The 21,118-nt window shown below is 67.3% G+C and carries 18 protein-coding genes and 2 tRNA genes; 12 read left to right on the top strand and 8 right to left on the bottom strand.

Going from position 1 to position 21,118, the window contains the following annotated elements:
- Nucleotides 1-17: 17 nt before the first annotated feature.
- From AC5P56_RS02270 to AC5P56_RS02300, 7 genes are all read left to right on the top strand, one after another.
- Nucleotides 18-3,140, top strand: coding sequence for an efflux RND transporter permease subunit (locus AC5P56_RS02270; protein ID WP_495231442.1), 3,123 nt, complete (start codon nucleotides 18-20; stop codon nucleotides 3,138-3,140).
- A gap of 185 nt (nucleotides 3,141-3,325) precedes the next feature.
- A complete protein-coding gene (yccS, locus tag AC5P56_RS02275; protein ID WP_014648650.1) occupies nucleotides 3,326-5,503 on the top strand; it encodes a YccS family putative transporter in 2,178 nt (725 codons plus the stop codon).
- Nucleotides 5,504-5,646: 143 nt separating this feature from the next.
- A complete protein-coding gene (locus tag AC5P56_RS02280; RefSeq protein ID WP_049440057.1) occupies nucleotides 5,647-6,441 on the top strand; it encodes an SDR family NAD(P)-dependent oxidoreductase in 795 nt (264 codons plus the stop codon).
- Between the two features lie 98 nt (nucleotides 6,442-6,539).
- Nucleotides 6,540-8,429, top strand: coding sequence for an MFS transporter (locus tag AC5P56_RS02285; RefSeq protein WP_046432845.1), 1,890 nt, complete (start codon nucleotides 6,540-6,542; stop codon nucleotides 8,427-8,429).
- 220 nt (nucleotides 8,430-8,649) lie between these two features.
- Nucleotides 8,650-8,937, top strand: a complete 288-nt coding sequence (locus tag AC5P56_RS02290; RefSeq protein ID WP_005419784.1) for a CD225/dispanin family protein — start codon at nucleotides 8,650-8,652, stop codon at nucleotides 8,935-8,937.
- Nucleotides 8,938-8,971: 34 nt separating this feature from the next.
- On the top strand, nucleotides 8,972-9,250 hold the full coding sequence (locus tag AC5P56_RS02295; RefSeq protein ID WP_014648653.1) for a CD225/dispanin family protein: 279 nt from the start codon (nucleotides 8,972-8,974) through the stop codon (nucleotides 9,248-9,250).
- 44 nt (nucleotides 9,251-9,294) lie between these two features.
- Complete coding sequence (locus tag AC5P56_RS02300; RefSeq protein ID WP_014038725.1) at nucleotides 9,295-9,720, top strand: DUF2752 domain-containing protein; 426 nt, start codon at nucleotides 9,295-9,297, stop codon at nucleotides 9,718-9,720.
- Between the two features lie 522 nt (nucleotides 9,721-10,242).
- Here AC5P56_RS02300 and ampE read toward each other — a convergent pair.
- The 5 genes from ampE to AC5P56_RS02325 form a co-directional block, all read right to left on the bottom strand.
- Nucleotides 10,243-11,130: a regulatory signaling modulator protein AmpE gene (gene ampE / locus AC5P56_RS02305; protein WP_014648654.1), complete on the bottom strand. Its 888-nt coding sequence runs from the start codon at nucleotides 11,128-11,130 to the stop codon at nucleotides 10,243-10,245.
- 134 nt (nucleotides 11,131-11,264) lie between these two features.
- On the bottom strand, nucleotides 11,265-12,170 hold the full coding sequence (gene nudC, locus AC5P56_RS02310; RefSeq protein ID WP_014648655.1) for an NAD(+) diphosphatase: 906 nt from the start codon (nucleotides 12,168-12,170) through the stop codon (nucleotides 11,265-11,267).
- Nucleotides 12,171-12,323: 153 nt separating this feature from the next.
- Complete coding sequence (gene erpA / locus AC5P56_RS02315) at nucleotides 12,324-12,716, bottom strand: iron-sulfur cluster insertion protein ErpA (RefSeq protein WP_005419789.1); 393 nt, start codon at nucleotides 12,714-12,716, stop codon at nucleotides 12,324-12,326.
- A 31-nt stretch (nucleotides 12,717-12,747) separates the two neighbouring features.
- On the bottom strand, nucleotides 12,748-13,212 hold the full coding sequence (locus tag AC5P56_RS02320) for a bactofilin family protein (protein WP_049440055.1): 465 nt from the start codon (nucleotides 13,210-13,212) through the stop codon (nucleotides 12,748-12,750).
- A 4-nt stretch (nucleotides 13,213-13,216) separates the two neighbouring features.
- On the bottom strand, nucleotides 13,217-13,960 hold the full coding sequence (locus AC5P56_RS02325) for a DUF6776 family protein (RefSeq protein WP_005411304.1): 744 nt from the start codon (nucleotides 13,958-13,960) through the stop codon (nucleotides 13,217-13,219).
- Nucleotides 13,961-14,139: 179 nt separating this feature from the next.
- On the opposite strand from AC5P56_RS02325, the gene AC5P56_RS02330 reads away from it, so the two are divergent.
- From AC5P56_RS02330 to AC5P56_RS02340, 3 genes are read left to right on the top strand one after another with little or no spacing between them, the layout of a single operon-like run.
- Nucleotides 14,140-14,757 (top strand): DUF4126 domain-containing protein, encoded by a 618-nt coding sequence (locus AC5P56_RS02330; RefSeq protein ID WP_049407839.1) that lies wholly within the window; start codon nucleotides 14,140-14,142, stop codon nucleotides 14,755-14,757.
- 44 nt (nucleotides 14,758-14,801) lie between these two features.
- Nucleotides 14,802-16,691, top strand: coding sequence for an EAL domain-containing protein (locus AC5P56_RS02335; protein ID WP_495231443.1), 1,890 nt, complete (start codon nucleotides 14,802-14,804; stop codon nucleotides 16,689-16,691).
- 1 nt (nucleotide 16,692) lies between these two features.
- On the top strand, nucleotides 16,693-18,933 hold the full coding sequence (locus AC5P56_RS02340; RefSeq protein WP_142235101.1) for an ATP-binding protein: 2,241 nt from the start codon (nucleotides 16,693-16,695) through the stop codon (nucleotides 18,931-18,933).
- A 1-nt stretch (nucleotide 18,934) separates the two neighbouring features.
- Here the strand turns inward: AC5P56_RS02340 and bfr are convergent, their stop codons facing one another.
- The 3 genes from bfr to AC5P56_RS02355 all read right to left on the bottom strand — a co-directional run bounded on the left by bfr (nucleotide 18,935) and on the right by AC5P56_RS02355 (nucleotide 20,486).
- Nucleotides 18,935-19,405, bottom strand: a complete 471-nt coding sequence (gene bfr / locus AC5P56_RS02345) for a bacterioferritin (protein WP_005419804.1) — start codon at nucleotides 19,403-19,405, stop codon at nucleotides 18,935-18,937.
- A 142-nt stretch (nucleotides 19,406-19,547) separates the two neighbouring features.
- A complete protein-coding gene (locus AC5P56_RS02350) occupies nucleotides 19,548-19,757 on the bottom strand; it encodes a (2Fe-2S)-binding protein (RefSeq protein ID WP_005411309.1) in 210 nt (69 codons plus the stop codon).
- Between the two features lie 108 nt (nucleotides 19,758-19,865).
- A complete protein-coding gene (locus AC5P56_RS02355; RefSeq protein ID WP_014648660.1) occupies nucleotides 19,866-20,486 on the bottom strand; it encodes an RNA pyrophosphohydrolase in 621 nt (206 codons plus the stop codon).
- Nucleotides 20,487-20,607: 121 nt separating this feature from the next.
- On the opposite strand from AC5P56_RS02355, the gene AC5P56_RS02360 reads away from it, so the two are divergent.
- Together AC5P56_RS02360 and AC5P56_RS02365 are read left to right on the top strand one after the other, a co-directional pair.
- Nucleotides 20,608-20,684 (top strand) — tRNA-Met (locus AC5P56_RS02360).
- Between the two features lie 55 nt (nucleotides 20,685-20,739).
- Nucleotides 20,740-20,814 (top strand) — tRNA-Gln (locus tag AC5P56_RS02365).
- Nucleotides 20,815-21,118: the final 304 nt, after the last annotated feature.

Consider the following 21,118-nt stretch of genomic DNA (forward strand, 5'->3'; position numbering starts at 1 on the left):
CTGCAAGGGGCCGCACGATGAACCTGTCCGGCCCCTTCATCCGCCGCCCGATCGGCACCGCGCTGCTGGCCATCGGCCTGTTCATGGTCGGGCTGATCTGCTACCTGCGCCTGGGCGTGTCGGCATTGCCGAACATCGAGATCCCGGTGATCTTCGTGCATGCCAGCCAGTCCGGCGCCGATGCGGCGACCATGGCTTCCACGGTCACCGCGCCGCTGGAACGCCACCTCGGCCAGCTGCCGGGCATCGACCGCATGCGCTCGTCGAGCTCGGAAGGCAGCTCGCTGGTGTTCATGATCTTCCAGAGCGGCCACAACATCGATTCGGCCGCGCTGGACGTGCAGACGGCGATCAACTCGGCCCAGGCCGACCTGCCCTCGGGCATGGGGTCGCCGATGTACCAGAAGGCGAACCCGAACGATGACCCGGTGATCGCCATCGCGTTGACCTCGCAGACGCAGTCGGCCGATGAGCTGTACAACGTCGCCGATTCGCTGCTGGCGCAGCGCATCCGCCAGATCAGTGGCGTCGCCTCGGTCGACATCGCCGGCGCGTCGACGCCAGCGGTGCGGGTGGACGTCAACCTGCGCCTGATGAACGCGCTGGGCCTGACCGCCGATGACCTGCGCAATGCGGTGCGCGCGGCCAACGTGACCTCGCCCACCGGCTTCCTCAGCGACGGCAACACCACCACCGCGATCATCGCCAACGATTCGGTGGCGCGTGCGGCCGACTTCGCCGATCTGGTGGTCAAGACCCAGGGCGATGGCCGGGTGATCCGCCTGAAGGACATCGCCAACGTCTACGACGGCCAGCAGGATGCCTACCAGGCCGCGTGGTTCGACCACAAGCCGGCGGTGGTGATGTACGTGTTCACCCGTGCCGGCGCCAACATCGTGGAGACCGTGGACCGGGTCAAGGCGCAGATCCCGACCCTGCGCGACTACCTGCAGCCCGGCACCACGATGACGCCGTACTTCGACCGTACGCCGACCATCCGCTCGTCGCTGCATGAAGTGCAGATCACGTTGCTGATCAGCCTGGCGATGGTGGTGCTGACCATGGCGCTGTTCCTGCGCCGGCTGGCACCGACGCTGATCGCCGCAGTGACCGTACCGCTGTCGCTGGCCGGTGCCGCGTTGGTGATGTACGTGATGGGCTTCACCCTGAACAACCTGAGCCTGCTGGCGCTGGTGATCGCGATCGGCTTCGTCGTGGACGATGCGATCGTGGTGATCGAGAACATCATGCGCCACCTCGATGAGGGCATGCCGCGCATGCAGGCGGCGCTGACCGGTGCGCGCGAGATCGGCTTCACCATTGTCTCGATCACCGCCTCGCTGGTCGCGGTGTTCATCCCGCTGCTGTTCGCCAGCGGCATGATGGGCGCGTTCTTCCGCGAGTTCACCGTCACCCTGGTGGCGGCCATCGTGGTCTCGATGATCGTTTCGCTGACGTTGACCCCGGCGCTGTGCAGCCGCTTCCTCAGCGCCCATGACCACAGCGCGCCGCCGTCGCGCTTCGGACGCTGGCTGGATGCCGGCCACGAGCGCATGCTGCGCATCTACACCGTGTTCCTGGACTTCTCGCTGCGCCACGCGCTGCTGCTGTCGCTGACGCCGCTGATCCTGATCGGCGTCACCATCTTCCTGTTCGGGGCGGTGAAGAAGGGCGCGTTCCCGCCGCAGGACACCGGCCTGATCTGGGGCCGCGCCAATTCCAGCGCCACCGTCTCCTTCGAGGACATGGTCGCCCGCCAGCGTCGCATCACCGACATGCTGATGGCCGACCCGGCAGTGAAAACCGTGGGTGTGCGCCTCGGCAGCGGCCGTCAGGGCTCCAGTGCACAGTTCAACATCGAGCTGAAGTCACGCAGCGACGGTCGCCGCGAAACCACCGCACATGCGTTGGCGCGACTCAGTACCAAGGCCGATCGCTACCCCGACCTGCAGTTGCGCCTGCGCGCGATCCAGGACCTGCCCAGCAACGATGGCGGCGGTTCCAGCCAGGGCGCGCAGTACCGCATTTCCCTGCAGGGCAACGACCTGGCTGCTTTGCAGGAATGGCTGCCCAAGCTGCAGGCGGAACTGAAGAAGAACCCGAAGCTGCGTGACGTCGGCACCGACGTGGACAATGCCGGACTGCGCCAGAACATCCAGATCGACCGCGCCAAGGCCGCGCGCCTGGGCATCACGGTCGGCGCCATCGACGGCGCGCTGTACGGTGCGTTCGGCCAGCGCCAGATCTCCACCATCTATTCGGACATCAACCAGTACAGCGTGGTGGTCAACGCCCTGCCCTCGCAGACCGCCACCCCGGCGGCGCTGGATGAGGTGTACGTGCGTGCGCGCAACGGCGACATGGTGCCGATCACCGCGGTGGCCACGCAGATGCCCGGCCTGGCCCCCTCGCAGATCACCCACGAGAACCAGTACACGACGATGGACCTCAGCTACAACCTGGCTCCGAACGTGAGCATGGGTGAGGCCAAGGCGATCATCGATGCCACCGTCGCCGGCATGCGCATGCCTGGCGACATCCGCCTGGCCGACGATGCGGGCTTCGGCTTCAATTCAGATCCCAGCGACATGCTGATCCTGGTGTTTGCCGCGATCCTGACCGTCTACCTGGTGCTGGGCATGCTCTACGAGAGCCTGATCCACCCGGTCACCATCCTGTCCACGCTGCCGGCGGCGGGCGTCGGTGCGCTGCTGGCGTTGTTCGGCACCAACACCGAACTGTCGGTGATCTCGATGATCGCGCTGGTTCTGCTGATCGGCATCGTCAAGAAGAACGCGATCATGATGATCGACTTCGCCCTGGTGGCGCAGCGCGAGCATGGGCTGGCGCCGCGCGACGCCGCACGCGAGGCCAGCATCGTGCGCTTCCGCCCGATCATGATGACCACGATGGTCGCGATCCTGGCCGCCGTGCCGCTGGCGATCGGCCTGGGTGAAGGGTCCGAGCTGCGCCGCCCGCTGGGCATCGCGATGATCGGCGGCCTGCTGTTCTCGCAGAGCCTGACCCTTCTCAGCACGCCGGCGCTGTACGTGATCTTCTCGTGCCTGGCCGAGCGTTGGCGCGCACGCCGCGCACGCAGGCGCGAAGCCAAGCTGCTCAAGCGCGCGCAGCGGGCGTAGAAGGGCCCATCCACGCGCGGCGTGGATCTATGGGTAGAGCCGGCCGCTGGCCGGCTTTCTCCGTACCGCAAATCTGCCGGCCAGCGGCCGGCACTACCACTACCGTGGGTGCGGACCGTTGGTCCGCACTCCATATTTCACCCCACACCCGCAATAATGGTCGGAGACCCTTCCACCGAGCCTGCATGTCCGCCCGACAATCCCGCCTCAGCCGCCTGTGGGCCCACGAGAAGGCCAGTTACGGCCTGCGGGTGTTCATCGCCCTGACCGCGGCGCTGGCGGTGTGCTGGCAGCTGGATGCACTGACCGCCCTGCCCGGCGTGTTCCTCGGCATCATCGCCAGTGCCATCGCCGAAACCGATGACAACTGGTGGGGCCGGACCAAGGCGGTGGCGCTGTCGCTGCTGTGCTTCTGCATTGCCGCAGCATCGGTCATCTGGCTGTTCCCGTGGCCGTGGATCTTCATCGGCGCGCTGGCGCTGTCCACCTTCGGCCTGACCCTGCTCGGCGCGCTCGGCGAGCGCTATGCGTCCATTGCCCAGGCCACGGTGACGCTGGCGATCTACACCATGATCGGCCTGGAACAGCACGGTGCCAGCGACCTGCACAGTGCGCTGGAAGCGGTCAGCCACCTGCTGGCCGGTGCGGTCTGGTACGGCCTGCTGTCGATCCTGTGGACCGCGCTGTTCGCCAACCGGCCGGTCCGCGAGCGGGTGGCGCGACTGTACGTTGAGCTGGGCCGCTACCTGCAGCTGAAGGCCGCGCTGTTCGAGCCGGTGCGCGAAGCCGACCTGCAACGTCGCCAGCTCGACCTGGCCGAACAGAACCGCCGCGTGGTCGGCGCGCTGAACGAGGCCAAGACCGCGATCCTGGCCCGCTTCGGCCGCTCCGGCCGACCCGGCGTGAACTCCGGCCTTTACCTGCGCCTGTACTACATGGCGCAGGATTTCCACGAGCGCGCCAGTTCCTCGCATTACCCGTACGGCGCGCTGGTGGACGCGTTCTTCCACAGCGACGTGCTGTACCGCTGCCAGCGCCTGCTTGACCTGCAGGGACAGGCCTGTGCCCGCCTGGGCGAGGCAATCCGGCTGCGCCGTCCGTTCGTGTACGGCGAAGGCAACCAGCAGGCCGGGCGCGACCTGGCCGATGCGCTGGCCTACCTGCGCGACCAGCAGCGGCCGCAATGGCAGCGCCTGCTGGGCTCGCTGGACCTGCTGGTGCACAACCTGCGCAGCATCGAACGGCGCCTGCTGGATGCCGAGCGCTCCGAAGCCAGCCTGGACAACGTCGATACCCGCCTGCGCGACAGCAACCCACACACCCTGCGCGAGATGGGCGTGCGCATCCGCCAGCAGCTTACGCCCGGCTCGGTGCTGTTCCGGCATGGGCTGCGCATGGCGCTGGCGCTGATTGCCGGCTTTGCAGCGATCCGCCTGTTCAATGCGCAGAACGGTTCGTGGGTACTGCTGACCATCGTGTTCGTGTGCCGGCCCAACTTCGGCGCCACCCGCCAACGCCTGGCCCAGCGCATCGTCGGCACCCTGGCCGGACTGGTGCTGACCTGGGCGCTGCTGCAGCTGTTCCCGCAGCTGCACGTGCAGCTGCTGATCGCCTTGCTCTCTGCACTTCTGTTCTTCTTCACCCGCACCGACCGCTACCTGGTGGCGTCGGCGGCGATCACGGTGATGGCACTGACCTGCTTCAACCTGATCGGCGACGGCTTCGTGCTGATCGTGCCGCGCATGGTCGATACGGTGCTGGGTTGCGCGATCGCAGCGGCGGCCGCGTTCCTGGTCCTGCCCGACTGGCAGGGCCGGCAGCTGCATCTCGTCCTGGCACGCGTGCTGGACACTGCGGCTCGCTACCTGGATTCGGTGCTGGGCCAGTACCGCAGCGGCATGCGCGACGACCTGGCCTACCGCATCGCGCGGCGCGACATGCACAATGCCGATGCCGCGCTGTCCACCGCACTGTCGAACATGCTGCGTGAGCCCGGCCATGTGCGCCGCAATCTGGATGCCGGCTTCCGCTTCCTGGCGCTGTCCAACACGCTGCTGGGACACCTGTCGGCGCTGGGCGCGCATCGCGACCAGGTGGACAGCTATGCGGGCGACCCGCTGGCATTGGCGGCCGGCGAGCGCGTGCGCAAGGCACTGCAGCAACTGGCCTCGGCGCTGACCGCACGGCAACCGGTCGCCGACGATGACAACGACGCCGACCGCGCGGTGGCCGCCGAGCTGGAGCAGATCGACGAGGCGATGCCGCCGAAACTGCAGCTGATCCGCACGCAGATGGCGCTGGTACTGCGAATGCTGCCGAAGGTGCGGGCAGCGGCCAATGAAGCGGTGACCAGCCTGACCTGACTCCTCATCGCTGATCGGAGATCCCACCCACGCGTGGCATGGGTCAATTGCGCCGTGTGCAACGGCGCGTTGCGCGTGGCGCTGCGGTTCGATCACGCGGCCGCGCGGATACTGGGCAATTCCCCCCGCTCCGGACTATCGCCATGAAAATCGAGCTCAGTGGCCGCACCGCGCTGGTCACCGCCTCCACCGCCGGCATCGGCCGGGCCATCGCCCAAGGACTGGCCAGCGCTGGTGCGCGTGTCATTCTCAATGGCCGCAGCACCGACAGCGTCGAGCGCGCCCGCCGGCACCTGCTCGCCACCGTGCCGGGAGCCGACGTGCTCGGCCTCGCCGCCGATCTCTCTGATGCAGCCGGTGTCGAAACACTGTTGGCCGGCCTGCCCAAGGTCGACATCCTGGTCAACAACGCCGGCATCTTCGGCCCACAGGACTTCTTCGAGACCGATGACGCGACCTGGGAGCGCTACTGGCAGACCAACGTGATGTCCGGCGTGCGCCTGTCGCGTGCGCTGCTACCGGCAATGGTCGATGCCGGCTGGGGCCGCGTGCTGTTCATTTCCTCCGAATCAGCGCGCAACATTCCCGCCGACATGATCCATTACGGGGTCAGCAAGACCGCGCAGCTGTCGTTGTCGCGCGGCTTGGCCAAGCGCGTGGCCGGCAGTGGCGTCACCGTCAACGCGGTGCTGCCCGGCCCGACCCTCTCCGATGGTTTTGCGGCGATGTTCGAGGATGAACGCCAGCGCAGCGGCAAGCCGCTGGAGCAGATCGGCCGTGAGTTCGTGATGGCGCACCGGCCGTCCTCGGTGATCCAGCGCACCGCCACGGTCGAGGAAGTGGCCAACATGGTGGTGTACCTGGCCTCGCCGCAGGCATCGGCAACCTCGGGTGCGGCGCTGCGCGTGGATGGCGGCGTGGTCGACGATATCGTCTGAGAGTGCTGGCAGGTGTGCGGACCAACGGTCCGCACCCACAGGTCCGCACCCACAGCAGAGGGGAAGGAATGCTAGGCTGCGCCGGTCAAGGAGGTTCCATGTCCGGTCACAACCAGTTCGCCCTGCTGCGCCAGCGCCGTTTCCTGCCGTTCTTCGTGGTCCAGGCGCTCGGTGCGTTCAACGACAACGTGTACCGGCAGGCGATCATCAGCATGTTGCTGTTCATGGCTGTGCCGGAGGAAGAACTGGGGTTGTACGCCACCCTGGCACCGGCCATCTTCATCCTGCCATATTTCCTGTTCTCGGCGCTGGCCGGGCAGATCGCCGACAAACTGGAAAAATCGCGACTGATCGTGATCACCACCACCATGGAGATCGTGATCATGTCGCTGGCGGCCACCGGCTTCCTCACCCAGAGCCTGCCGGTGCTGCTGGTCGCGCTGTTCTGCACCGGCATGCAGTCCACCCTGTTCGGCCCGGTGAAGTACTCAGTGCTGCCGTCGGTGCTCAGGCCAGAAGAGCTGACCGGCGGCAACGGCCTGGTCGAGATGGGCACCTCGATGTCGATCCTCTCCGGCATGATCGTCGGCGGCCTGGTGTTCACCGTGGCTGGCAGTCACGGCACGGTGGTGGCCGCGTGCGCGATCATCGCCCTGGCGATCTGCGGCAACATCGCCGCCCGCCTGATTCCCAAGGTCGATGCCGGCGACCCGAATCTGAAGATCAACTGGAACCCGTTGCCGGAATCGCTGGCGGTGCTGCGCATGGCGCGCCAGCAGAAAGCCGTACGCAACTCGATCCTGGGCGTGTCCTGGTTCTGGTTCGTCGGCACCGTGCTGACCTCGCAGTTGCCGGCCTATGCGGTGACCAACCTGGGCGGCCAGCCGACCCTGTACATCTTCGCGCTGGCCCTGTTCTCGGTGGGCACCGGCGTCGGCTCGCTGCTGTGCGAGAAGCTGTCAGCACGTACGGTGGAAATCGGCCTGGTACCGCTGGGCGCGTTCGGCATGACCGCGTTCCTGCTCGACCTGTACTTCGCCCGCAGCGGCGAAGCGACAGTGCACGGGCTGACCATCGGGCCGTTCCTGCAGCAGCCCGGCAGCATCCGCATCGTCATCGACCTGATCGGCATCGGCCTGTTCACCGGCATCTTCGTGGTGCCGCTGTTCGCACTGATCCAGAGCCGCACGCCGAAGGCGCAGATGTCGCGCGTGTTCGCCGCACTGAACATCCAGAACTCGGGCTTCATCGTCGCTGCGGCGCTGCTGTCGCTGGCCGCCCACAAGCTGCTGCACTGGACCATTCCGCAGCAGTTCCTGGCGCTGGCCATCGCCAACGCGCTGGTGGCGATCTACATCTTCACCATCGTCCCCGAATTCCTGATGCGCTTCCTCAGCTGGCTGATGGTGCGCACCCTGTACCGGCTGCGCCCGCACGGCATCGAGGCCAACGTGCCGGACGAAGGCGCCGCACTGCTGGTCTGCAACCACGTCAGCTACATGGACGCGCTGATCCTGTCGGCGACCATCCCGCGCCCGGTGCGCTTCGTCATGTACTACAGGATCTTCAACATCCCGGTGATGCGCTGGATCTTCCGGACCGCCAAGGCGATCCCGATTGCCGGGGCGCGCGAAGACCCGGCGCTGATGCAGCGTGCGTTCGATGAGATCGACGCGGCGCTGGCCGAAGGCGAACTGGTCTGCATCTTCCCCGAGGGCGCGCTGACCCGCGACGGGCAGATGGCGCCGTTCAAGTCCGGCGTCGAGAAGATCCTCGAGCGGCGGCCGGTGCCGGTGGTGCCGATGGCGCTGCGCGGCATGTGGTCGAGCATGTGGAGCCGCCGCGACAGCCGCCTTGGCCGCATGCGGGTGCCGCGTCGTTTCCGCGCCACGGTCGAGGTGGTGGCGGCACCGGCCGTGGATGGCCACGCCACCAGCGCCCCGGTGCTGGAGGCCCAGGTGCGGGCCCTGCGTGGTGATCACGCCTGATCGACCGCACGGCCACGGGTAGACCGTCCCAGCCACAAGCCCCCATCCTCCCCTCTGATGCATCGCAGAGGTCCGTCAGATGCGTCAGACCAAGGGCCATACCGGCCAGTATCTGACTGTAACCGCATACATGCAGCGCGGGTTGAGGTAGATTACGCACCCACAGGGGGGAGGTTCGGCCGTTTCATCATGGCCGGCCACCAAGGAATGGAGTCTTGCTTTGAATCAACCGCCACCGCTCAGCCGTCCGGTCTACATCCCCAACCATCTGGTCTGGGCGATCCTGACGACGCTGTTCTGCTGCCTGCCGTTGGGCGTGGTGTCGATCGTCTATGCCTCCCAGGTCGATGGCCGCCGCGCCGCCGGCGACCTGCCGGGGGCCTACAGTGCGTCGCGCAAGGCGGGCTGGTGGGCGGTGGCTTCGGCCGTGGCCCTGCCGGTCCTGTTGCTGTTGTGGTTCGGGCTGTTCGGCGGCTTGGCCGTACTGGGCGCTCTTTCCGACCAATGATTCACCACCACCACCCATCAAGGAGCTTGAACCCATGAACACCGCCACTCCGCAGGTCCCGAACAATCTGGTCTGGGCCATCCTGAGCACCCTGTTCTGCTGCCTGCCGGCCGGCATCGTGTCGATCGTCTACGCCGCGCAGGTCAACGGCAAGCTGGCCGCTGGCGACATCGCCGGTGCCCAGGACTCCGCCGCCAAGGCCAAGAAGTGGGCGATCTGGTCGGCCATCGCCGCCGTCGTGGTCGGCGTGCTGTACGGCATCCTGATCGTCGCTGTCGGCGGCATGGGTGCAATGAACAACAGCGGCTACTGATCCGCGTGGACGGATCCGGCGCCTGCGCCGGATCCGTTGCTGCAATGTCCGCACTTCCCGCCCGCTCCCGATTCGCCCGCTGGGCACCGCTGCTGGCCGCCACCGGCCTGGCCGCCGGTGCCGCGGTGGTGCTGCGCAACGTCAATCCGTATGTCGCCGGCAATCCTTTGCCGAGCTGCCCGCTGTACGCGCTGACAGGCCTGTACTGCCCGGGCTGTGGCAGCACCCGCTGCCTGTATTCACTGGTCCATTTCGACCTGCCCGGCGCGATGGCGATGAACCCGCTGCTGGTCATCAGCCTGCCGTTCCTGCTGCTGATGCTGCTGAACGTCGCCGGCATCCGTCCGCGCGTGCTCGACCCGCTGATGCGGGTACTGGCCAATCCCACGTTCTGGCTCTGGGTGCTGCCCGGGTATGCGCTGCTGCGCAACCTGCCGTGGGCACCGTTCACCGCACTGGCACCGATCTAGGTTTTCCAGCCAACGGCGCAGCCCCTCGCGGTGGGCGACGTTTGAAGGCAGAAGCCCTGGGGTTGGCCGGACGGGATGGGTTTGCGGGGGACGCCGTGAATCCGTCCATGGAGTCTTGGCCGCGGCATCCATGCCGCGGACACCCCCGCAAACCCATCCCGCCCGACCACGGACAGTTTCCGTGTGCGTCCACCACGGAAAAGAAGGAGAAGATCAAAAGCAGAAGCGGATCGCTTCGCTCTGTATCCACGCATGGCGTGGATCGACCGTGTCGACCAAGGTCGACACCCACCGGCAGTCGCGGTTGACCCACCGTCACCGGGAAACTGTCGGGGGTGGGGCGGTGTGGGGCAGCAGGACCGTTGGCGCCATGGATGGCGCCATCGAGCCCCCAGGGACGGGTTTACGGCGTGTCCTGCAGCCCCACACCGCCCCGCCCAACCCTCAGCAATCCAGAGCCGCTTTGGCTCTGGCATTGGCTTTGGCCTCTGCAGGTGCAGGGCTGCAAGCCCTGCAAAGCAACTACGTCACCCAGCCTGCAATCACCAGCAGGGCGAGGACCGCCAGCCACAGCAGCAGCATCCGCCACACCAGGCTCATCGCATCACGCAGGTCCGGCAACCGCTGCCACACCGGCAGCAACCCTGCCTCGGTGTAATCGTGCGCATCCTCACGCAGCTCGGCGTTGACGCTGGCCCGCGCCACCGCGCCAAGGAACCCGATGTTGCCGGCCAGGCGTTCGCCATGGGCCTGGCGCCAGGCCTTCCACGCCGTATCGAAATTGCCCACCAGCGCCATCGAGAAGGCCATCAGCTGCGCCACCGGCCACTCGATCCAGCCCAGCAGGCGCTGCGCCAGCGCCAGCGGCTCCACCGGCACGCGTGCGCGCATCGGGCTCTCCGCCATCAGCGCCAGCAGCCGGTACCCGAGCGCGCCAGCCGGGCCCAGCAACAGGAACCAGAACAGCACCGCGAACCAGCGCCGCAGTGCGTTGAGCACCGTCGCCTCGACCAGTGACGGAATGTCCTCGCGCAGGCTGCCGCCGGCCGACTGCAGGTTGCGCACTGCAGCCTGCCGCGTCGCCGCATCATCGGCATCGATAATGGCCTCGATATCGCGGTCCAGGTCACGCGGGCCCCAGCACCAGGCCAGCACCGCCACGCCCAGCAGCAGCGACGGCAGGCCGAACAGCACCCCGCGCAACAGCCACGCCAGCAGCACCATCAGCAACAGCGGCGGCAGCAGTGCCAAGGCAACGCCGGCCGGTCCCTGCCAGGCCTTGCCACCACGCGCATCCAGCCAGCCCAGCCAACGCCGGAAACCGTCGAAACGGCGCAGCGAGGCAGCAGCGGCCGGAGCAACATGGCCCAGGGCCAGTGCCACCAGCACGGCGGCCAGAGTGGTGAACATGGCAGGTCTCCCTACGAAACAGAACGCTCGGCGCCGCTACCTTACCTGTCGCAGCGGCGCCCTCCGCGATGACCCGCACTGTAACCCGGGCCGTGTTCAGGTGGCGGCAATGCAATCGCCCCAGCCGGCCCGGCTCAGCCCTTCTGCTGCCGGTACCAATGCTCGATCAGGCCGCGCGAAATCGAGATCGGCGGCGACAGGCGGATACCCTGGCCATCGTCCTCCACGTCGCGCGCCAGTGCCGCGCCGACCTCGTCGGCACTGAACCAGCGCGCGTCTTCCAGCTCACCGTCCACGGTCGGCAGGTCATCCTGCGCCTGTGCGCGGAAGCCAACCATCAGCGCACCCGGGAACGGCCAGGGCTGCGAACCGAGGTACTGGCAGGCCGTCACCCGCACCTTGCTCTCTTCATGGACTTCGCGCACCACGGTCTGCTCGAAGGTCTCGCCGGGTTCGACGAAGCCGGCCAGCACCGAGTAGCGACGCGGGGCCCAGTTCGACTGCCGGCCCAGCAGCAGCCGGCCCTGGTTTTCCACGGCGACGATCACCGCCGGGTCGACACGCGGGTAGTGTTCGGTGGAACACTGCCCGCAGCGGCCGACGAAGCCACCACGGGCAAACGCCACGGCGCCGCCGCACACGCCGCAGAAGCGGGTGCGCGAGTGCCAGTACGACATGCCGCGGGCATAGCTGAAGGCGGTCGCATCGGCCATCGACCACAGCAGCGCGGCCTGGCGCAGATCAAGCCGGCGTGGTGCGCTGATGGTGACGTTGGTGGCTTCAACCGAGAACCACGCCTGCTCTCCGCGCAGGCCGAGGAAGATCGCGGCACCCGGGCCGCCGCCGATGTCGGCGCCGGTCAGCGCCAGTGGCTGATCGTCATCGCCGGTGAAGGCGCTGCCGTCCTGATCGAGCACGAGAATGCGCGCGCCCGGCCACAGGCGCGCCAGTGCATCGGCATCTTCGCGCAGGGCATCGGCGCGCTCCAGCGGTTCACCCACGAAGGCGAAACCGGAAAGCGGCGAAGGAGTATTGGGCATCCTGCAAGCGTGCCGCCAATCGATGCGGGTGGCAAGGTCGGCGCTGTGCGCAATCTGCCGTTGTGGATGCAGGAAGGATCATCCACGCATGGCGTGGATCTACCCGCTCTGGCAGGTGCCAACCCTGGTTGGCACATTCCGGCCACAGGCCTCTTACATGCTGAAGCTGCTGCCGCAGCCGCAGGTGGTCTTTGCGTTCGGGTTGCGGATCACGAACTGGGCACCGGTCAGGCTCTCGGTGTAGTCCACCTCGGCGCCCATCAGGTACTGCAGGCTCAGCGGGTCGACCAGCAGGGTCACCCCGCTGGTCTGTACCGCCAGGTCATCCTCGGCACGGTTCTCGTCGAACTCGAACCCGTACTGGAAGCCCGAACAGCCGCCGCCCTCGATGTACACACGCAGGGCCAGGTCGGGGTTGCCCTCTTCCTGGATCAGGGATTTGACCTTGGCGGCCGCCGACTCGGTGAAGTTCAGCGGGCGCTCCAGCGATTGGTAATCGGGCGCGGCAACCGGGGTGGCGCCGGGCAGGGAGACTAGCGTGCTCATGGTGCCAGCATGGGGGTGCCGGGGATGGCTTTCAAGCCATCGCCTCGGCCAGCTTGCGGCGTGCGGCGGTGTCGCCCTTGCTGCCATTGGCCTCATCGCCTTCCGGCGCCGGCAGGGCCGCCATCGGGGCGCTGGCATGGATCAGGCGGCCGTTCAGCTGGGCGCCCGCATTCATCTCCACCACCTGGTAATGGACGTTGCCATTGACCCGTGCGCTGGGGGTCAGCTCGACCTTCTCGGTGGCGTGTACATCGCCGTCCAGACGGCCGCTGATGACCACCACCTGGGCCCGGATCTCACCCTCGATCACGCCATGCTCGGCGACCGTCAGGGTCGCGCCGCTGGCGCCTTCGGTGGCGATCACCTTGCCGTGGATGCGACCTTCCACATACAGGCCACCACTGAATTCCACATCACCGCGGATCACCACCTGGTTGCCGATCAGGGCATCCACCACCAGCTGGCCTTCACGGTTGGATTTGCTGCTTCCGAACATCTGCCTACTCCCCTTTGCTGGCCGGCGCACCGGCCTGTTTCCAGTCGAATACCTGGGTGGTACCCCCCGTACCACTCCCCAATGTCACCCGCACGCGTTGCGGGGTGAAGTCAGCCGGCAGCATCACGCTGCCGGTGAGCTGCTGGAAGTACCGGAACGAGTAATCCTGTCCCGGCACCTTGCTGCGCTGGTGCAGATCATCCCAGCTGATCGTGGCCAGCTTGCCGTTCTTCACGCCTTCCACGGTGAAGCGCATCTGCCCCTGGCTGATGGCGCCGCGGTTGAGGTTCTGGGTCAGCACGGCGGTGTACTGCCAGGTGCCGGCCGCTTCCGGGCTGAACTCGATCGAATGGGTGTTCAGGCCCTTGCGCTGGCTGGTCGAACCCACCAGGCGCTCATAGAAGGCAACGTCGGCACGCAGGCCGGCGATTTCCTCATCGCGCTCGGCCAGCGAGGACTGCACCTCGGTATTGGCGGCGCGGCTGATGCGGTCGGAGGCTTCCAGCGTGGCCTGCTTCTGGCGCAGCTCGGTCAGCTGCGCCTGCAGCGTCTCGGCGCGCTTCTCGGCAGCCTGCAGGCGCTGGCCCTGAGCATCGCGTGGCGTGGCCATCCAGCAGCCACCCAGCACCGCCAGCACCAGGCTGAGCAGCCAGATGCCGCCGATCACCAGCAGGCGGCGACGGTCGGCCGGCGGTTGTGGCGCGCCGGGCAGGCGTACCTGCACGCGCATGGGAGGACGGTTGGTCATGGGTGGTTTCCGGGGTATCGCGAGGGCGACACCGGTACGGCCCCTGTGGCAAACGACGGGCTAGTGTATGACAGGACGGGTGGGTTTCCTGCGCCGTGGCCGGCCACGGTCTGTGGCGTTCAGGCATGCCATCGTCGATAGTGTGGTCCCCTGCACAGTTCCATCGCCGGAGCATCGCCATGACCGAAGCCCACCTGTTCGTGATCGGCATCCTGCTGGCCTGGCTGGCCGGCATCCGCGTCTACCTCACCGTGTTCGGCGTCGGCCTTGCCGGCCTGCTCGGCTGGGTCGACCTGCCGCCCGCTCTGCAGGCCACCGAATCCTGGTGGGTGCTGGGCACGTCGGCGGCGCTGGCCATCGCCGAGTTCTTCGCCGACAAGATTCCCGGCGTGGACTCGGTCTGGGACCTGGTGCAGACGCTCGCACGCGTGCCGGCCGGCGCGTTCCTCGCAGCGGCTACCCTGTCGCCGGACGGTCAGCTCGGCGCCGGCGCACTCGCCGCCGGTGCCGGCGTCGCCCTCGCCAGCCACGGCCTGAAGGCCGGTACCCGCGCGCTGCTCAATACCTCGCCGGAACCGGCCAGCAACTGGGTCGCCTCCGCCGCCGAGGACACCGTGGTAGTCGGTGGCCTGGCGCTGGCCTTGGCACACCCGTGGATCGCGCTGATCGTGGTGCTGGCCTGCAGCCTGGCCGGCGCGCTGCTGGTGTGGCTGGTCTGGCGCGCGCTGTGGAAGGGCGTGCGCTGGCTGGCGCGCGGTGCATCGGCAGCACCGCCGGGGCACAGCAGTACCGGTTGAGCACCGGGCTTGTCGCATAATGGACGCGAACACCAGGAGCACCGATGGCCGCAAACGAATCCCCCGCGGGCGCCCGCCCGGGACGCGCTGAAATCCCTCCGGCCGATCATTGGCAGCGCTGGGCACCCGAGGCGGCAGGCCCCGCTGTGGCCGCACCGACGGCTGCGGCCACGCCGCCCATCGCGGCCGATGCCCCGGCGCCGGTCAACAGCGCACCGCCGCCGCTGCCCGGCCCGATCGCACTGGCCGAAGCCGGCAACAACGATCTGGCCCCGCCGCCCTCGGACTCGCCCTACCGCGTGCTGATCGTTGAAGACGATCGCGCCCAGGCGCTGTTCGCGCAGAGCGTGCTGCACGGCGCCGGCATGCAGGCGATCGTGCACAGCGATGCCGATGCCGCGCTGCAGGCGATCAAGGAGCACCGCCCCGACCTGATCCTGATGGATCTGCACCTGCCCGGGCTGGACGGCATGCGCCTGACCGCGCTGATCCGCCAGCAGCCCGGCCTGCAGCTGCTGCCGATCGTGTTCCTCAGCGGCGATCCGGATCCAGAGCGCCAGTTCGAAGTGCTCGACAGCGGCGCCGACGACTACCTGAGCAAGCCGATCCGGCCGCGCCACCTGATCGCAGCGGTGGCCAACCGCATCCGCCGCGCGCGTGCCCAGGCCGCGACCCTGCCGGGCGCCACCGGCGCACCGGCCACCAGCAATCCGGAAACCGGCCTGCCGACGCGCCACCATGTGCTGCAGCAGCTCAACACCGCACTCGCCCACCGCGACCGGGGCGGCGTGTTCTTCATCGAAGTGGCCAGTGCGCTGGGCCTGCGCGAACGCTATGGCTATGCCGCGTTTGAACGGCTGATGGTGCAGGCCGGGCAGCGCCTGGCCGAAGCCGGCCATCCGCACCTGCTGGCGCGGCTGAACGACAACAGCTTCCTGCTGCTGGCCCGCAACGCCGACGAGGACGCCCTCGAAGGCATCGCCGCGAGCCTGCGCGAGCAGCTGTCGGCCCGCGCCTTCGTGATCCGCGACGACGAATCCGTGCATCTGCGCGGCGTGGTCGGTTATGCGCCGCTGTCGCCGGGCTTCGAGGATGCCAGCAGTGCGCTGGAAGCGGTTGAGCGCACCACCCTGCAGGCGCGCCTGCTCAGCGCCGGCGTGGCGGGCCATGTGCATCGCCAGGCGGTCACCGAACAGGAACACCTGGCGCTGCTGGAGGGCCAGCTGGAACTGGCCTACCAGCCGATCGTCGCCGTGGCAGGCGGCAACACCGCGCAATACCAGTTGCTGCTGCGCCTGCGCCAGGCCGATGGCACGGTGCTGGCGGCCGGCCAGGTGATCCCCGCCGCGGAAGCCGCCGGGCGCATCGCCGACCTCGACCAGCAGGTGATGGACCACGCACTGGGCCTGCTGGATCTGTACCGGCACGCAACGCAGCCGCTGAGCCTGTTCGTCTCGCAGTCGCTGCGCACCCTGCAGCGCGATGCCTTCGCCGACTGGCTGCTGGAATCACTGCAGCAGCGTGACCTGCCTGGCAGTGCGCTGGTGATCGACGTGCGCCTGCCCGACGCACTGATCCACACCGTGCCGCTGCAGCAGTTCTGCCAGCGCATGGCCAGCGCAGGGGTGCGCTTCTGCCTGAGCCAGTTCGAACCCAGCGGCGAGGCCGATGCACTGCTGACCCAGCTGCCGCTGTCGTTCGTGCGCATGGCTGCGCGCTTCTCCAGCAGCCATTCCAATCCGGCCACGCGCGAGGCGCTGCGCAAGACGATCGAACAGGCCCATGCCGCCGGACTGCAGATCATCGGCCAGCAGATCGAGGATCCGCAGGCTGCAGCGGCGATGTGGGTAGGCGGCGTCGACTACATCCAGGGCAACATGGTGCAGTCGGCCGGCAGCGACCTGAACTTCGACTTCCACAACGCGGTGCTCTGACGTGCCGCTGTGGGGCGTGCTGCTGGTTGCCCTTGCTGCGGCCGCCATCGCGCTGCTGCTGTTGGGCCTGCGCCTGCGCGCGCGCAACCATGCGCTGGCCCAGCTGCAGCGCACGCACAGTGCGCTGGCCGCCGAACGCGACCAGCTTCGCCATACCACCGAACGCCAGGGCCAGCTGGAGCAACAGCTGCTGCAGGCCAAGCAGGCCGCCGAGGCGGCCGTGCTGGCCAAGGGCGAGTTCCTGGCCACGATGAGCCACGAGATCCGCACCCCGCTCAACGGCATCCTGCCGATGCTGGAGCTGATCGCACGCGGGCCGCTGGGCGAAGACCAGCGGCAGATGCTGGCCACCGCCTCGGCCAGTTCGCAACAGCTGCTGCGCATCGTCGACGACATCCTCGACTACTCCCGGCTGGAAGCGCAGGCGCTGGAACTGGAGATCACCAGCTTCAACCTGCGCGACCTGCTCGATGGCGTGGTACAGCTGATGCAGCGGGCCGCCGACGCCAAGGGCCTGGCCCTGGGCCTGCAACTGGATCCATCGGTGCGCCTGCCGGTGCGCGGCGACCCGGTGCGCCTGCGCCAGGTGCTGAGCAACCTGCTGGCCAACGCCATCAAGTTCACCGCCCGCGGCCAGGTGCAGCTGCGCGTGCTGCGCCTGGGTGAAAGTGCCGCGCAGCACCAGCTGCGCTTCGAGATCATCGATACCGGCATCGGCATCGACGACGCGCTGCAGGCGCGCCTGTTCCAGTCCTTCAGCCAGGCCGACGCATCCACCACCCGCATCTATGGCGGCACCGGCCTGGGCCTGGCCATCTGCAAGCGCATCATCGACCTGATGCACGGGCACATCGGCGTGCACTCCACGCCGGGCCAGGGTGCAACCTTCTGGTTCGAGATCCCGCTGCTGAAGGTCGCTGGCGACCTGCCGGCGATGGCGCGCGCACCGGCACCGCTGCTGCTGTTCAGTGCCGATGCAACGCTGCAGGCACGTATCGAGCGCATCGCCGCCCACCATGGGCTGCAGGTGCAGGTGCTGGCACAGCTGGATGCCGTGGTCGAGCGCCTGCGCGCTCCCGCGCGGCCCGGACAACCGGCACCGGCATGGCTGCTGGTCGATGCCCGCGCACGCCGCAACGGTGAGGCCACGCTGCAGCTGGCGCTGAGTGAACGTGGTGACGACGATGCGCTGCAGGTGCTGTGGCTGCAGGAGGGCGCACTTCCACAACGCCAGCGCCAGCGCCAGCTGCCCCCGCACTTCGACGATGCGGCCCTGCATGCACTGCTGGCTGCACCGGTCGCCCCCGCCCGCCCCGCTGCGCTGCTGGCCAGCGCGGACAACGAGCAACCGGCTGCCACGCTGCCGCCGTTGCATCTGCGTGTGCTGCTGGTGGAGGACAATACGGTCAACCGGATGGTCGCCGAACAACTGCTGCGCGTGTTCCAGTGCGAAGTGCGCAACGCCGCCGATGGCGAGCAGGCGCTGGCCGCCCTTCGCGAAGGCGGCGTGGACATCGTGTTGATGGATTGCCAGATGCCGGTGCTGGACGGCTACGCCGCCACGCGCCGCTGGCGCGCCGAAGAAGTGGAGACCGGGCGCGCCCGCCTGCCGATCATCGCCATGACCGCCAACGCCATGGCCGGTGACCGCGAGCGCTGCCTGCAGGCGGGCATGGACGATTACCTGTCCAAGCCGATCGCGCGCGCCACGCTGCATGCGCTGCTGCTGCGTTGGGGTGGCGGCAAAGCTGCATCACCTGGACAATTTTCTGTGGAGCCGTCTGTAGAGCCGAGCCATGCTCGGCTGACGGCCAGTGGCACTCCCACTCCATCAGCCGAGCATGGCTCGGCTCTACAGGAGACGACAAGCCAAGCCGCGCCGAAACCGGTGATCGACCGCGACGTGCTGGATGAACTGCACACCGTGATCGGCGACGCTGCCACCCAGATCGTCATGGTCTTTCTTGAAGATGCGCCGGTGATGGTGCAGCAGTTGCAGCTGGCCGCGCAGAACGGCGATGAGCTGCGCTTGCAGGCCACAGCGCACAGCCTGAAGTCATCGAGTGCAAACGTCGGCGCATTGTCGCTGTCGGCGATCGCGCAGCGGATCGAGCACGAAGCCCGTAGTGGCAGCCTGCAGCGCCCCGCGGTGGCGGTGGCGCTGCTGGTTGCGGAATTCGCCCGGGCGCGCGTTGCACTGACGGGCTACCTGGCACAGCACCGCGCCGGCCAGGGCGGCTGACTCACTCTTCCAGCTTGCTCAGCAGGTACTTCGGCTCGCCGATACGCTCGATCAGGTCCAGCTGGGTCTCCAGCCAGTCGATGTGCTCCTCTTCCGAATCGAGGATCTTCACGAACAGTTGGCGGCTGACGTAGTCGCCAACCGAATCGGAATAGGCCACGGCCTCGCGCAGGGTGACCACGCCATCGCGTTCCAGCGACAGGTCGCACTGCAGGATCTCGGTCGGGTTCTCGCCGATGCGCAGCTTGCCCAACGCCTGGAAATTCGGCAGGCCTTCAAGGAACAGGATGCGGTCGGCGAGCATGTCGGCATGCTTCATCTCGTCGATCGATTCCTTGTACTCGTGTTCGGCCAGTTCCTTGATGCCCCAGTTCTTCAGCATCTTGGCGTGCAGGAAGTACTGGTTGATCGCGGTCAGCTCGTTGTAGAGGACCTTGTTGAGGAATTCGATGACCTTGGTGTCGCCCTTCATGGGGGTGCTCCTGCACGCTGAAAACGCAGGCACTTTAACGCCTCGCGTGCGCTCGTGAAGGAACGCGAATCGTGTGCATTGGCCTGCGCGGCCGAAGGTGAAGGATGCGAAAGCGCGGCGTCAACGCGCCGCGAAAAGGCGATCAGGCGACCTGCGCCAGGCCCAATACCGGCAGCGGCAGATCGTGGGTCGCACGTGCCTTGGCCAGCAGGTCGCCGGCCATGTCCAGGCAGGAACCGCAGGTGGCACCACAACCGGTACGCATGGTCAGTTCGGCCACCGTGCTCACGCCATGGCTGGCGGCTTCGCGGATCTGGTGGTCGGTGACTCCGTTGCAGATGCAGACGTACACAGGCGGGAACCGGGCTGACAGGCCAGAAGCGGCCTGGTGGCTATTCCAATGGAAACGAGAATGGTTGTCAATCAGAGACCTGAACCATTCTCGATACCGTTCAGCCGGTCAGCTGGCCGGGCCGTCGCCCGTGACCTTCTTCGGCCAGTACCCTCGGGTCCGCGGGCGCTTGCGCGGGCGATCGTGCCCGGCGGTGTGGCCCGGCATCCAGGCCTCGGCGGCGCTCTTGGGCATGGCGGTGACGCCCTGCCCGGCCACGCCACGCGCCAGTGGCGCCAGGTGTCGCAGGGCACGCGCATAGACGCCGCGTTTGAACATCACCACGTGCTCTACCGGGTACCAGAAGTCGACCCAGCGCCAGTGGTCGAACTCGGGCGAGTCGGTGTGGTCCAGCGTCACGTGGGATTCGTCGCCGGTCAGGCGCAGCAGGAACCAGACCTGTTTCTGGCCGATGCAGACCTGCCGCTCGTTGCGGCGGATGGCCCGCGCCGGCAGCTTGTAGCGCAGCCAGCCGGGCGTGGCCCCGAGCACTTCCACATGCTCAGGCAGCAGGCCGGTCTCTTCCTGCAGTTCACGATACATGGCCTCGACAGGCGTCTCGTCGGTGTTCATGCCACCCTGCGGGAACTGCCAGCCATCCCGGCGCACGCGTCGTGCCCAGAACACCTGGCCGTCCTGCCGCATCAGCACGATGCCGACGTTCGGTCGATAGCCGTCCGGATCGATCACGATGCGGACTCCTAAGAAAATCTACTGGTCGGGACTATCCCATGCCCTCTGTCGGCCCACAAGCACGACACAAAAGTGTTGACAGGGTCGATACACATCCGCAGAATAGCGGGCTCACCAAGGCTATGTAGCTCAGCCGGTTAGAGCACAGCACTCATAATGCTGGGGTCGGTGGTTCGAGTCCACCCATAGCCACCACACTGAAAATCAAGTTGTTTTTCAGTGTGAAAAGTGAGAAAATAGTTGCACGTTTTGCCCCGTCGCCAAGCGGTAAGGCACCTGACTCTGACTCAGGCATTCGGTGGTTCGAATCCATCCGGGGCAGCCAAATTAAAAACAAAAGGCCAGATCGAAAGATCTGGCCTTTTGCTTTTAATTTGGTCGCGCATCCCACCTTATCCCCGCGCCTGTCGGCGCGCCCCCTTGAACATCAAGGGGGCTCTTCTCCAGAGAGAGGCCCGGGGTCGGATCCTTTTCCAAAGGAAAAGGCTCTGACCCCACCCCTTCCGAGATGCGAAACCCCGGGTAGTGCCGGCCGCTGGCCGGCAACCACGAAATGCCTGACTCCAAAACAACAAAAGCCCGGCCAAAGCCGGGCTTTTGCTTTTCCAACCAGCGGGCTCCCGCAGGAG

The sequence above is a fragment of the Stenotrophomonas sp. YJH_SMC_131 genome (genome assembly GCF_059367975.1).